This is a genomic window from Pseudomonas xionganensis (assembly GCF_009763245.1).
Lineage (GTDB): Bacteria > Pseudomonadota > Gammaproteobacteria > Pseudomonadales > Pseudomonadaceae > Aquipseudomonas > Aquipseudomonas xionganensis.
In genome coordinates, this window is the sequence record NZ_WKJZ01000001.1 from 2,078,699 (window position 1) to 2,091,867 (window position 13,169).

The following is a 13,169-nucleotide window of genomic DNA, read 5'->3' on the forward strand; positions in this document are numbered from 1 at the left end:
TGGCGTTACAGGGCTTGCAAGCGGAACAGGGCGATCTTGTTGATCTCGGCCAGGGCCGTGGCGAACTCCTGCTCGGCCGAGTTGTGGATGCGCTCCTCGAAGGCCGCGAGAATCTGATGGCGGTTGCTGCCTTTGACCGCCTTGATAAAGGGAAAGCCGAACTTGGCCTTGTAGGCATCATTGAGTTCGGTAAAGCGGGCGAACTCCTCGACGCTGCATTCGCTGATGCCGGCACCGGCCTGCTCGGCGGTGCTGGAGGCGGTCAGCTCGCCACGGATGGCGGCCTTGCCGGCCAGATCCGGGTGCGCGTTGATCAGCGCCAGTTGGGCCTCATGGCTGGCGGACAGGAGGATGTCGGCCATGCGCTGGTGCAGGCTGTCGATCTCGTCGAGGCTGGCGTCCTGGCCCAGGTCATAGGCCTTTTCGGCCACCCAGGGGGAGTGCTCGTAGATATCGGCGAAGGCGCTGACGAAATCCTTGCGGCTCAGGCGCGATGGGCTCAGGGTCTGGAAACGGCTCATGTGCGGTTCTCGCTGAAGGGGTGGGTGGCGTGCCAGTGGCGGGCGATATCGACGCGGCGGGCGCACCAGACTTTTTCGTGACCTTTGACGTACTCGATAAAGCGCGCCAGGGACGCCAGGCGCGCCGGACGACCGAGCAGGCGGCAGTGCATGCCGATCGAGAGCATCTTCGGTGCACCGGCCATACCCTCGGCATAGAGCACATCGAAGGCGTCCTTGAGGTATTCGAAGAAGTCATCGCCCTTGTTGAAGCCCTGCACCTGGGTAAAGCGCATGTCGTTGGTGTCCAGGGTGTAGGGGATCACCAGGTGCGGTTTGGCCGCGGTGCTGGCCGGGTCCCAGTAGGGCAGGTCGTCGTCGTAGGTATCGCTGTCGTAGAGGAAGCCGCCTTCCTCGCGCACCAGGCGCCGGGTGTTCGGGCCCAGACGGCCGGTGTACCAGCCCAGGGGGCGCTCGCCGGTCAGTTCGGTCAGGATGCGGATGGCCTCGTGCAGGTGCTCGCGCTCCTCGGCTTCGCTCATGTGCTGGTAGTCGATCCAGCGGTAGCCGTGGCTGCAGATTTCGTGGCCGCTGGCGACCATCTGCTTGATCACCTCGGGGTGACGCTGGGCGGCCATGGCCACGGCGAAGATGGTCAGGGGGATATCGTGCTTCTTGAACAGATCGAGCAGGCGCCACACGCCGGCGCGGCTGCCGTATTCGTAGAGCGACTCCATGCACAGGTTGCGCTGGCCCTGCAGCGGCTGGGCGGAGACCATCTCGGAGAGAAAGGCCTCGGATTCCTTGTCGCCATGCAGGATATTGCGCTCGCCACCTTCCTCGTAGTTGAGCACGAAGGACAGGGCGATGCGGGCGTCACCCGGCCAATGGGGGTGGGGCGGGTTGGCGCCGTAGCCGATCAGGTCGCGTGGGTAGTCGGGGCTCACTGCTGGATCTTCCTGTATGCAAATCGGTGGGCGGCGGATTGGGCTGCCGCGATGGAATTATTGTATACAAAATGAATTTGCTTTTGTAAATCTTAAATTGCGCAATCTTTTCAATTCGCTGTTCCGCGGATTCCCTGCTTCTGTATCCCGCTACCGCCTTCCGAGGCCTTCGTTCCTACCCTGGCGCCGGCTTCAGCCTGAGCGGTGCGGGTTAGAAATGCTTGCAGTAGCATTGTGTACAATTTTATTGAAAATTGTCTTATAAATTTGTCGTTGTGTGCTATGCTCAGTGCCCATACCGGTCGCCCGATCTGTCGTGCGGCCTGCCTGTTCAACCAATCGAGAGGAGGTGTGGCATCTGCCTGGCACTGTTCAGCGTAGATGCCCTGGCGCAATGGGACGATTGACCACTCATGTTCTGGATGCCGCACACGGCTGCCCTGGCAGTGCGCTGAAGATCGAGCTGTACCGTGTCGACGGGGCGCAGCTGGAATTACTCACCACGGTGCTGACCAACCACGACGGGCGTTGCGATGCGCCGGTGTTGCAGGGTGAGCAATACCAGAGCGGCGTCTACCAGCTGCACTTCCATGCCGGCGACTACTACCGCGCCCGCGGCGTGCAACTGCCGGAGCCGGCCTTTCTCGATGTGGTGGTGCTGCGCTTCGGCATCGACGCCAGCCAGGAGCACTACCATGTGCCGCTGCTGATCTCCCCCTACAGCTACTCCACCTATCGCGGTAGCTGATGGACGGCGAGCCCTGGGCTCGCCCGTGCAATGCTTGTCACCCTCTGACTCTTTCGGAGTCCTTATGCCCGTCCACACTGCGGGCATTTTTTTGTCCGCCATTTCTGGCCGCTTTCTGCCAGCGATCTGGTCACCTGTCGCCTAGTTCGTGGACATGCCGCAGGCTTGTCCACCGTATCGGTTGGCAAGATGAACAAGGCAGCGTCAATCGCTTGGTGGGTAAGCTTCGCGTTACCCACCCTACTGGGTTGAACGGATAGGGTGGAAAACCGCTTAGCGTTTTCCACCGTCAATCCCAGGCCGGCTATCAGCGGCTTAGCAGCGAAGCCGCGCCGGCGCCGCCAAACAGCGCTGCGCTGATGCGGTTAAACCAGCAGTGGCCCTTGCCCGAGCGCAGGTAGCGCGCCGCGCCCTGGGCACTCAGGCCATAGAACAGCTTGCAGGCCAGATCCAGCATCGCCCAGGTGGCGATCATCACCAGCAGCTGACCGAGTAGCGGCCGTTGCGCGCTGATAAATTGCGGCAGGAAGGCGGCGAAGAACAGGATGTCCTTGGGGTTGCTGGCGCCCAGGCCGAAGGCCTTCCAGAACATGGCGCGAAAGCTTGGGTTGACCGGCTGCTCCTCGGCCTGGGTCGGCTTGGCCGCCTGGCGCGAGGCCTGCCAGCTCTGCCAGGCCAGATAGAACAGATACAGCGCGCCGATAATTTTCAGCAGGCTGAACAGCCGTTCCGAAGCCAGCAATAGCGCGCCCAGGCCCAGGGCCGAAGCACTCAGCAGGCAGATCGAGGCGCTGACGCCGCCGGCAAAGCCGGGGAGTGAGCGGCGCAGGCCATAGTTCAGGCTGTTGCTGACCATCAGCAGCGACAGCGGGCCGGGAATCAGAATCACGATCAGGGCGGCGCTGGCGAACAGCAGCCAGGTGTCCAGGCTCATGGGCGAATCTCCAGATGCGGAAAAGCCCCGGCATAAGGCCGGGGCTCGGGGTGCCGTTTACCGACCTTAAAGGAAGGCGAACTTGGCAATAAAGATCACACACAGCACATAGAGGCTGATCGACACCTTGTCACGCTGGCCGGTCAGCAGCTTGAGCGTAGCGTAGGTCAGAAAGCCCAGGGCGATGCCGTTGGCGATGGAGAAGGTCAGCGGCATCATCACCACGGTCACGATAGCCGGGATGGTGTCGGTGTGGTCCTTCCAGTCGATATGTGCCATGCCGCTCATCATCAGCATGGCGACATAGATCAGCGCCCCGGCGGTGGCATAGGCGGGGATCATGCCGGCCAGGGGGGCGAAGAACATCGCGGCGAGGAACAGCAGGCCGACAGCCACGGCAGTCAGACCGGTACGGCCGCCGGCGGCCACGCCCGAGGCGCTTTCCACATAGCTGGTCACTGGCGGGCAGCCGACCATGGCGCCGACCACGCTGGAGGTGGAGTCGGCCTTGAGGGCCTTGGACAGGTTCTTGATCTTGCCGTCTTCATCCACCAGGTGGGCACGATGGGCCACGCCCATCAGGGTGCCGGCGGTGTCGAACATGTTCACGAAGAGGAAGGCGAGGATGACGCTGACCATGGCCACGTTGAAGGCCCCGGCGATATCCATGGCCAGGAAGGTTGGCGCCAGGCTCGGCGGCATCGACACCAGGCCGTTGTACTCCACCAGGCCCATGGCCCAGCCCAGGGCGGTGACGCCGAGCATGCTGAAGAGGATGGCGCCAAATACATTGCGGTGGCTGAGCACGGCAATCAGCAGAAAGCAGATGGCCGCCAGCAGCGCCGAAGGTTCGCCAAAGCTGCCCATGGTCAGCAGGGTGGCCGGGCTGTCGACCACGATGCCGGCGGTCTTCAGGCCGATCAGGCCGAGGAACAGACCGACCCCGGCGCCCATGGCGAAGCGCAGGCTCATGGGGATGCTGTTGAGCAGCCACTCACGGATGCGCGACAGGCTCATAAACATAAACAGCACGCCGGAGATAAACACCGCGCCCAGGGCGATCTGCCAGCTGTAGCCCATTTCGCCGACCACGGTGTAGGTGAAGAAGGCGTTCAGACCCATGCCCGGTGCCAGGCCCACCGGCCAGTTGGCGTACAGGCCCATGAGGAAGCAGCCCAGGGCTGCGCCGATGCAGGTGGCGACGAAGGCTGCGCCATGGTCGACGCCAGCGTTGGCCATGATGTTGGGGTTGACGAAGATGATGTAGGCCATGGTGACGAAGGTCGTCAGGCCCGCCAGCAGTTCGGTTTTGATCGTGGTGCGGTGTTCAGTCAGCTTGAAGAAACGGTCGAGCAATCCCGTCTTCAGCATGCCTTGAGCGTGAGTCGCGTGTTGTTCTTGTTTAGCGCTTTCCACAGCGGGTACTCCTCGTCTCTCTTGTTGTGTACCACCTGGCGCCGCTAGCGGGCGGCATCAGGGTGGGCGGTGTGCGTAAGCATGCCGATAGCCGTGTTGACTGCTCGGTCAGAATTCAGCACTCCCAGCGATTATGATGTTGTATACAAAAAAATCAAATAATGTTTTTTGTTTTGTATCGCCTTTGACCTGCGAATTGCTTTTATAGGCTTCTCCAGGGGCTCTGCATGCCGCGCCGGCTCTGCGCTGCCGTTGTTCACGGCTCACCCGGGCTGCTGGCGGCGCCAGTGACCAGGGCAATAAAGGACAGTGGGATGGGCTGGGGAGATGGGGCATTGCGCCGCGGTGTTTCATCGGGGGCTTGTGTGTACAATGCCCGGGCGTCCAGCGCGACCTGTTCAGTCAAGCTGCATGACGCCTGAGCAGGTCGGTGCCAGCCTTGGGTTCAGCCCTGGGCCGTTCCGTGATCCTCACCCTCTTTGAACCGAGCCAAGATGAACGAGCAATTGCAGCCATTGAAAAAGCAGCCGCGTGTGGGCAAGGGCAGCCGCACCGGGACTCAGGATGATGTCGTCTATGCGCATATCTTCGAGGCCATTCTTGAGCAACGCCTGGCGCCGGCCACCAAGCTGAGCGAGGAGGCGTTGGGCGAGATCTTCGGTGTCAGCCGCACCATCATTCGTCGCGCCCTGTCGCGCCTGGCCCATGAAGGCGTGGTGCTGCTGCGGCCCAATCGCGGTGCGGTGGTGGCCAGCCCGGGCGCCGAGGAAGCGCGGCAGATCTTCTTTGCCCGGCGCATGATCGAGCGCGCCATCACCGAGCTGGCCTGCCAGAACGCCACGGCCGAGCAGATCGCCGGCCTGCGCCAGATGATCAAGGAGGAGCGCGACTGCTTCGCCCGGGGTGATCGCGGCATGGGCATCCGCCTGTCCGGCGAGTTCCATCTGAAACTGGCCGAAGCCGCCGGCAACTTCACCCTGCTGGGTTTCCTACGCAGCCTGATCTCGCAAACCTCGCTGATCATCGCCCTGTATGAAAGCAGCAGCCGCAGCCACTGTTCGGATGCCGAGCATGACGAGGTGGTGGATGCCATCGAAGCCCGCGATGCCAAGGTGGCGGTGGAGCTGATGATGCGCCATATGGACAGCGTTGACGCCAAGCTCAACCTGGACGGCGACAGCGCTTCGGACGACCTGCACGCGGTGTTCTCGCACCTGCTGTCCAGCGGCAAGAAAAAGGCCAGCCGTTAGGCGTTGGCAATGCCCCGGGCGTAGGGTGCGCCGTGCGCACCTGCCATGCTGGCTTTAGCGCGGCAGTTCGATGCGCCGCGTTTCCCCTGGCACCTGCGGCCAGTCGCGGGCGGCCCAGCGCTGGCGGGCCTGATCGATCAGGGCCGGATCGCTGGCGACGAAGTTCCAGTCCATGCGCCGCGCGCCGATAGGCTCCCCACCGATCAGGACCAGATGGCTCTCGCTGCAGGCCGCCAGGGTCGGGGTCGCCCCCTCGGGTAATACCAGCATGGCCTCTGGCGGCAACTTTTCATCTTCCAGCTCCACTTCACCGTCCAGCAGATAGAGGGCGCGCTCGGCATGCTCGGCGGGAATCTGCAGGGTGGCGCCGGCGGCCAGGCGGATCTCGGCATAGACGCAGGGCGAGTGCACCGGCACTGGCGACTGCAGGCAGAAGCCGCTGCCGGCAATCAGACAAACCTCCACCCCCAGCGCACTGCTGCGCGGCAGGCTGGCGGCCGGGTGATGGCTATAGGCCGGCGCGCACTGTTCCTGGGCCGCGGGCAGGGCCAACCACACCTGCAAACCGTGCAGGCGGGAACCGCTCTGTTGCAGCGCCGCCGGAGTGCGCTCGACATGGGCCACGCCGTTGCCGGCGGTCATCCAGCTGACCTCGCCGGGGCCGACCAGCTGGTCCGAACCCAGGCTGTCCTTGTGCTGCAGCTGGCCTTCGAACAGGTAGGTGAGGGTGGACAGGCCGATATGCGGGTGCTGGTCGATAGTCATGCCTGTGCCGGCGGGGTAGTGCTGGGGCAGGATATGGTCGAAGAACACGAAGGGGCCGACGCTGCGGCAGCGCGCCGAAGGCAGGGGGCGCAGGATCTGCTGGCTGGCGATGGTCTCGCGGCGTGGCTGGATCAGCAGGTAATCGGACATGGGCAGGGCCTCGGCTTGGCTGGCGTGGCAGCTTAAGGCACCTGCTGGGCTTCCCGGCAGGGCCTGCCAGATAATCTAGCAGGCCCTGGGATGCCGGGGGGCTCAGTCGCGCCGATGCACCGAGCGACCGGCGGCGAAGGTTTCCAGCACGCTGCGGTCGTCGCCCAGCATGCATAGGGCGAACAGGCGCTCTTCCAGGCTCCTGGCCTGCTGCATGCGGTAGCTCAGCAGCGGTGTGGCGTTGTAATCCAGCACCAGGAAGTCGGCATCCTTGCCCGGGGTGAAGTTGCCCAGCTTGTCGTCCAGATAGAGCGCTTCGGCGCCGCCCAGGGTAGCCAGGTACAGGGACTTGAACGGGTCGAGCTTCTTGCCCTGCAGCTGCATGATCTTGTACGCCTCGTTCAGCGACTGCAGCTGGCTGAAGCTGGTGCCGGCGCCCACATCGGTGCCCAGGCCGACGCGCACGCCGTGCGCTTCCAGCTTGTTCAGGTCGAACAGGCCGCTACCCAGGAACAGGTTGGAGGTGGGGCAGAAGGCCACCGCCGAGCCGGTTTCGGCCAGGCGTTGGCACTCCTCGTCGCACAGGTGTACGCCATGGGCGAACACGGCGCGCGGGCCGATCAGCTTGTGGTGGTCATAGACGTCCAGGTAGCCCTTGCGCTCGGGGAACAGCGCCTTGACCCATTCGATCTCCTTGCGGTTCTCGGACAGGTGGGTGTGCATATACAGGTCCGGATACTCGCCCAGCAGCTTGCCGGCCAGCGTCAGCTGCTCGGGGGTGCTGGTGGGGGCGAAGCGCGGGGTCACGGCGTAGTGCAGGCGACCCTTGCCGTGCCAGCGCTCGATCAGTTCCTTGCTTTCGACATAGCCGGATTCGGCGGTGTCGGTCAGGTAGTCCGGGGCGTTGCGGTCCATCAGCACCTTGCCGGCGATCATGCGCAGGTTCAGCGCCTGGGCGGCTTCGAAGAAGGCGTCCACCGATTGCGGGTGCACGGTGCCGAACACCAGGGCGGTGGTGGTGCCGCTGCGCAGCAGTTCCTTGAGGAAGATCGCCGCCACGTCGCTGGCGTGGGCCTTGTCGGCGAACTGCTTTTCGGTGGGGAAGGTGTAGGTGTTGAGCCAGTCCAGCAGTTGCTCGCCGTAGGAGGCGATCATGCCGGTCTGCGGGTAGTGGATATGGGTGTCGATAAAGCCGGGGGTGATCAGGGCATCGGCGTAGTGCTTGATCTCCACATCACGCAGCTTGGGCAGCAGCTCGGAGGCCGGGCCGACCTGCAGCACCTGGCCGTTGTCGATGACCAGCACGCCGTCTTCGAAGTACTCGTAGGAGGCTTCGATGCCGACCTTGGCCGGGTCGGCCAGGCTGTGCAGGATGGCGGCGCGATAGGCTTTGCGGGTATTGCTCATCGTGTGAATCTCATCAGTAGGGTGCGCCGTGCGCACCAGAAAATGGGTAGGGCAGTCGGGGCTACGAGCGCCGCGAGGCCGGCAGCAACTTGGCCACGCGGGATTCGCCCTTCTTGGTTTCACTGCCGAAATGGGCGTTGTAGGTGGCGATCACTTCGCCGGCGATGGACACGGCGATCTCCACCGGCAGCTTGCCTTTCACTTCGGCCAGGCCCATGGGGCAGCGCATGCGGGCCATCAGCGCCTCGTCGAAACCGCGCTCGCGCAGGCGGTGCTCGAACTTGACGCGCTTGGTCTGCGAGCCGATCAGGCCGTAGTAGGCGAAGTCGCCGCGTTTGAGGATGGCCGCGGTCAGCTCCAGATCCAGCTGGTGGTTGTGGGTCATGACGATAAAGTAGCTGCCGGCAGGCATCTGCTCGATCTCGTCGATGACGTCCTCATTGACCACCTTGTCCACCCCGGCGGGTATCTGCTCGGGGAATTCGTTTTCCCGCGAGTCGATCCAACGCACCTTGCAGGGCAGGCTGGCCAGTAGCGGCACCAGGGCGCGGCCGACATGGCCGGCGCCGAATACGGCGATCTGTGCCTGGGGCTGGCCCATGGGCTCGAACAGCAGTACGGTGGCGCCGCCGCAGCATTGCCCCAGGCTCGCGCCCAGGGAAAAGCGCTCCAGGCGGGTGTCCTGGCAGCGCGTGGCGAGCATCTCGCGGGCCAGCTCCATCGCCTTGTATTCCAGATGACCACCACCGATGGTCTCGAAGATGCGGTCGGCGGTGACCACCATCTTCGAGCCGGCATTGCGCGGGGTTGAGCCGCGCTCTTCGATAATGGTCACCAGCACGCAGGCTTGACCCTGCTGCTGCAGTTCGGCGAGGGCGCTGATCCAGCTCATTTGCTCAGCCTCCAGGAAGGCGTGGTCTGTCCCGGGCGCGGCAGGCGCCAGTTGCTCGGCGACGGATCGAGGAGGGGAACCGGCGTCGGGCGGGCAGGGCGATTATTCGGTTCGGTGTGTTTTGTCATTGTTTTACACCTGTTGAGTTGTACGTCTACGGCCTGGTGGACAACGCTTCGCGGTTGTCCACCCTACGAGCTTTCGTAGGGTGGATGTCGCGCAGCACATCCACCAGGTCGGTGGTTCGCGTCAGACCGTTTCGACCTCGGCTGCGCTCTCGGCTTTGCTCGTGGCCTTCAGCTTGCGCATCTGCTCCACGCCCCAGAGCACGCGCTCAGGCGTTGCCGGGGCGTCGATCTGCGGTTGCGCTTTGTAATCGCCCAGGCTGGCCACGGCATCCTTGATTGCGCACCACACGGCGATGCCGAGCATAAAGGGCGGCTCGCCCACGGCCTTGGAGTGGAACACGGTTTCTTCCGGGTTCTTGCGGTTCTCCACCAGCTTGACGCGCAGGTCGATGGGCATGTCGGCAATGGCCGGGATCTTGTAGCTGGCCGGGCCGTTGGTCATCAGCTTGCCCTTGGCGTTCCACACCAGCTCCTCGCAGGTGAGCCAGCCCATGCCCTGGACGAAAGCCCCTTCGACCTGGCCGATATCGATGGCCGGGTTCAGCGAGTCGCCGACGTCATGCAGGATGTCGGTGCGCAGCATGCGGTACTCGCCGGTCAGGGTATCGACCAGCACCTCGGCGCAGGCCACGCCATAGGCGTAGTAGTAGAAGGGCCGGCCGGCGGCCTTGTCGCGGTCGTAGAAGATCTTCGGGGTGCGGTAGAAACCGGTGCTGGAGAGCGATACCTGACCGAAATAGGCCTTCTGGATCACCTCCTCGAAGCTCAGGAACAGGTCGCGCACACGCACCTGGCCGTTGCGGAATTCCACATCCTCCGGGGTGACCCGGTATTCGCGCACCAGGAAGTCCACCAGGCGCTGCTTGATGGTCTCGGCGGCGTTCTTGGCCGCCATGCCGTTGAGGTCGGCGCCGCTGGAAGCTGCGGTCGGCGAGGTGTTGGGCACCTTGTCGGTATTGGTGGCGGTGATCTGGATGCGCGAGATATCCACCTGGAACACCTCGGCGACGATCTGTGCCACCTTGGTGTTGAGGCCCTGGCCCATCTCGGTGCCGCCATGGTTCAGGTGGATCGAGCCGTCGGTGTAGACGTGGATCAGCGCGCCGGCCTGGTTGAGGAAGGTGGCGGTAAAGCTGATGCCGAATTTCACCGGGGTCAGGGCCAGGCCCTTCTTCAATACCGGGCTCTGGGCATTGAAGGCGCGGATTTCCTCGCGGCGCTTGGCGTACTCGCTGCTTTCTTCCAGCTCGGCGGTCATCTCGTGGATAACGTTGTGTTCCACCGTCTGGTGATAGTGGGTGACGTTGCGCTCGGTCTTGCCGTAGTAGTTGGTCTTGCGCACCTCAAGCGGGTCCTTGCCCAGGTGGCGGGCCACGGCGTCCATCACTTCCTCGATGGCGACCATGCCCTGGGGGCCGCCGAAGCCGCGGTAGGCGGTGTTCGAGGCGGTGTTGGTCTTGCAGCGATGGCCGTTGATGGTGGCATTGCCCAGGTAGTAGGCATTGTCCGAGTGGAACATGGCGCGGTCGACGATGGAGCCGGACAGGTCCGGCGAATAGCCGCAGTTGCCGGCCAGGTCCATCTCGATGCCCTGCAGCAGGCCATCGTCATCGAAGCCGACGTCGTACTCGACATAGAAAGGGTGACGCTTGCCGGTCATGCTCATGTCTTCGACGCGCGGCAGGCGCATCTTGGTCGGCCGTCCGGTCAGATGGGCGATCACCGCACAGAGGCAGGCGGGGCCTGCGGCCTGGGTTTCCTTGCCGCCGAAGCCGCCGCCCATGCGGCGCATGTCGATGACGATCTTGTGCATCGGCACGCCGAGCACCTCGGCCACCAGCTTCTGTACCTCGGTGGCATTCTGCGTCGAGGTGTAGACGATCATGCCGCCATCTTCGCTGGGCATCACCGAGGAAATCTGGGTTTCCAGGTAGAAGTGCTCCTGGCCGCCGATATGCAGACTGCCCTGCAGGCGATGCTTGGCGCCGGCCAGGCTGCTGGCCGAGTCGCCGATGCGGTGGGTGTGGCTGTCCAGCACGAAGTGCTTCTTGCGCAGGGCCTCGACCACATCCAGTACCGGCTCCAGGTCCTCGTACTCGACGATGGCGGCCATGGCCGCCTTGCGCGCGGTTTCCAGGCTGTCGGCGGCCACCGCCAGCACCACCTGGCCGACGTATTCCACCTTGCCATCGGCCAGCAGCGGGTCACCGGCCACTACCGGGCCGATATCCAGCTGGCCGGGTACGTCATCCTTGGTGATGGCGATGGCCACGCCCGGGAATTCGTAGCAGGGGCGGGTGTCGATGCTGACGATGCGCGCGTGGGCACGATCCGACTGGCGCGCATAGACGTGCAGCTGGTTGGGGAACTCCAGGCGGTCGTCTACATAGACGGCTTCGCCGGACACATGCTTGTCCGCACTCTCGTGCTTGACGCTCTTGCCGACGCCGGTGGTGATGCCGGCGCGGAACAGTTCGGCCAGCTCTTCCTGGGATTTGTAGGGGATATGGTTAGACATAGGCGGTCACCCGGGTTTCGACTTCGGGAGCGTTGAGCTCAAGGAAGAATTTGCGCAGCAGGTTCTGCGCGGTGAGCAGGCGGTATTCCTTGCTGGCGCGGAAATCGCTGAGCGGGGTGAAATCATCGGCCAGGGCGCTGCAGGCACGCTCGATCAGGGCCTGGTTGAAGGTGCCGCCGCTGAGCACGGCCTCGCAGGCGCTGGCGCGCTTGGGAATGGCCGCCATGCCGCCGAAGGCGATACGCGCATCACGCACCACGCCGGCTTCGATCTGCAGGTTGACGGCGGCGCACACCGCGCTGATATCGTCGTCCAGGCGCTTGGACACCTTGTAGGCACGGAAGGTCTGAGCCGCCTGTTGGCGCGGCACGATGATCTTCTCGATAAATTCGGCTTCCTGACGTGCGGTCACCTTGTAGTCGAGGAAGTAGTCCTCGATCGGCAGGCTGCGGCTGGTGTTGCCCTTGCGCAGCACGATCTGCGCGCCCAGGGCGATCAGCAGCGGCGGGGCGTCACCAATCGGCGAGGCGTTGCCGATATTGCCGCCCAGGGTGCCCTGGTTGCGGATCTGCAGGGAGGCGAAGCGGTGCAGCAGCTCGCCGAAGTCCGGGTATTCGCTGGCCAGGGCTTCGTAGCAGTCGGACAGCGCGGCGGCGGCGCCGATCTCGATGCTGCTGTCGGTGATTTCGATGCGCTTCATCGACTCGATATGGCCGACATAGATCATCACCGGCAGTTCGCGGTGGAACTGGGTGACTTCCAGGGCCAGGTCGGTGCCACCGGCGAGCAGGCGCGCCTCGGGGTTGGCGGCGTAGAGGTCGGCCAGATCGGCCACGGTCAGCGGCAGCAGGCAGCGCTTGTCGCCACTGTTGAGCTCGGCGGTCTCGCGCGGGGCGATGGCCTTGAGCTGGGCCAGGGTCTCGGCCTCGAAGGCGTCGAACTGATCCGGCTGCTTCTGGCAGCAGGCCTGCTCGGCGGCGTCGATGATCGGGCGGTAGCCGGTGCAGCGGCACAGGTTGCCGGCCAGGGCTTCCAGGGTCTGGCCCTTGTCATAGCCGTTGCTGTTCTTCTGCAGGGCGAACAGCGACATGATAAAGCCCGGGGTGCAGAAACCGCACTGCGAGCCATGGCAGTCGACCATCGCTTGCTGCACGCCGTGCAGCTTGCCCTCATGCTTGAGGTCTTCGACGCTGATCAGCTGCTTGCCGTGCAGGCTGGCGACGAACGTCAGGCAGGAGTTCAGGGTGCGGTAACGCACCTTCTCGCCATCCAATTCGCCCACCACCACGGTGCACGCACCGCAGTCGCCAGAGGCACAACCTTCCTTGGTGCCGGTCTTGCCCACGTGCTCACGCAGGTACTGCAGCACGGTGACGTTAGGGTCGAGGGCATGCTCAGTACGCAGCTCCCGGTTGAGTAAAAACTGGATCAAGGACGACCTCCAGGCACTTTATTGTTCTCGTATCAGGCCTGTTAGAGCGCTGCCCCATGGGGTGCGGCGTTCTGACACGGCA

General features: G+C 63.9%; 12 protein-coding genes. 2 read left to right on the forward strand and 10 right to left on the reverse strand.

Features of this window, described 5'->3' with window-relative positions:
- Nucleotides 1-5: 5 nt before the first annotated feature.
- The gene (gene uraD / locus GJV18_RS09715; RefSeq protein WP_160344867.1) at nt 6-521 is read right to left on the reverse strand and encodes a 2-oxo-4-hydroxy-4-carboxy-5-ureidoimidazoline decarboxylase; all 516 of its coding nucleotides are present in this window, start codon (nt 519-521) and stop codon (nt 6-8) included.
- Entirely contained in the window at nt 518-1,447 is a 930-nt protein-coding gene (puuE, locus tag GJV18_RS09720; RefSeq protein ID WP_160344869.1) for an allantoinase PuuE, read from the reverse strand. The genes uraD and puuE overlap by 4 nt, the downstream gene beginning before the upstream one ends.
- A 394-nt stretch (nt 1,448-1,841) precedes the next feature.
- On the opposite strand from puuE, the gene uraH reads away from it, so the two are divergent.
- On the forward strand, nt 1,842-2,195 hold the full coding sequence (uraH, locus tag GJV18_RS09725) for a hydroxyisourate hydrolase (protein ID WP_160344871.1): 354 nt from the start codon (nt 1,842-1,844) through the stop codon (nt 2,193-2,195).
- A gap of 307 nt (nt 2,196-2,502) precedes the next feature.
- On the opposite strand, the gene GJV18_RS09730 is transcribed toward uraH, so the two are convergent.
- From GJV18_RS09730 to GJV18_RS09740, 3 genes are all read right to left on the reverse strand, one after another.
- Nucleotides 2,503-3,129, reverse strand: coding sequence for a LysE family translocator (locus tag GJV18_RS09730; protein WP_160344873.1), 627 nt, complete (start codon nt 3,127-3,129; stop codon nt 2,503-2,505).
- Between the two features lie 66 nt (nt 3,130-3,195).
- The gene (locus GJV18_RS09735; protein ID WP_160344875.1) at nt 3,196-4,545 is read right to left on the reverse strand and encodes an NCS2 family permease; all 1,350 of its coding nucleotides are present in this window, start codon (nt 4,543-4,545) and stop codon (nt 3,196-3,198) included.
- 256 nt (nt 4,546-4,801) lie between these two features.
- The gene (locus GJV18_RS09740) at nt 4,802-4,951 is read right to left on the reverse strand and encodes a hypothetical protein (RefSeq protein ID WP_160344877.1); all 150 of its coding nucleotides are present in this window, start codon (nt 4,949-4,951) and stop codon (nt 4,802-4,804) included.
- A gap of 88 nt (nt 4,952-5,039) precedes the next feature.
- Here GJV18_RS09740 and GJV18_RS09745 point away from each other — a divergent pair, with 88 nt between their 5' ends.
- Nucleotides 5,040-5,795, forward strand: coding sequence for a GntR family transcriptional regulator (locus tag GJV18_RS09745; protein ID WP_160344879.1), 756 nt, complete (start codon nt 5,040-5,042; stop codon nt 5,793-5,795).
- Between the two features lie 54 nt (nt 5,796-5,849).
- Here the strand turns inward: GJV18_RS09745 and GJV18_RS09750 are convergent, their stop codons facing one another.
- From GJV18_RS09750 to xdhA, 5 genes are all read right to left on the reverse strand, one after another.
- Nucleotides 5,850-6,710, reverse strand: a complete 861-nt coding sequence (locus GJV18_RS09750) for a pirin family protein (protein ID WP_160344881.1) — start codon at nt 6,708-6,710, stop codon at nt 5,850-5,852.
- Nucleotides 6,711-6,812: 102 nt separating this feature from the next.
- Nucleotides 6,813-8,117: a guanine deaminase gene (guaD, locus tag GJV18_RS09755; protein WP_160344883.1), complete on the reverse strand. Its 1,305-nt coding sequence runs from the start codon at nt 8,115-8,117 to the stop codon at nt 6,813-6,815.
- 61 nt (nt 8,118-8,178) lie between these two features.
- Nucleotides 8,179-9,009: a xanthine dehydrogenase accessory protein XdhC gene (gene xdhC, locus GJV18_RS09760; RefSeq protein WP_160344885.1), complete on the reverse strand. Its 831-nt coding sequence runs from the start codon at nt 9,007-9,009 to the stop codon at nt 8,179-8,181.
- A gap of 249 nt (nt 9,010-9,258) precedes the next feature.
- A complete protein-coding gene (gene xdhB / locus GJV18_RS09765; RefSeq protein ID WP_160344887.1) occupies nt 9,259-11,655 on the reverse strand; it encodes a xanthine dehydrogenase molybdopterin binding subunit in 2,397 nt (798 codons plus the stop codon).
- Complete coding sequence (xdhA, locus tag GJV18_RS09770) at nt 11,648-13,087, reverse strand: xanthine dehydrogenase small subunit (RefSeq protein ID WP_160344891.1); 1,440 nt, start codon at nt 13,085-13,087, stop codon at nt 11,648-11,650. The genes xdhB and xdhA overlap by 8 nt, the downstream gene beginning before the upstream one ends.
- Nucleotides 13,088-13,169 lie beyond the last annotated feature (82 nt).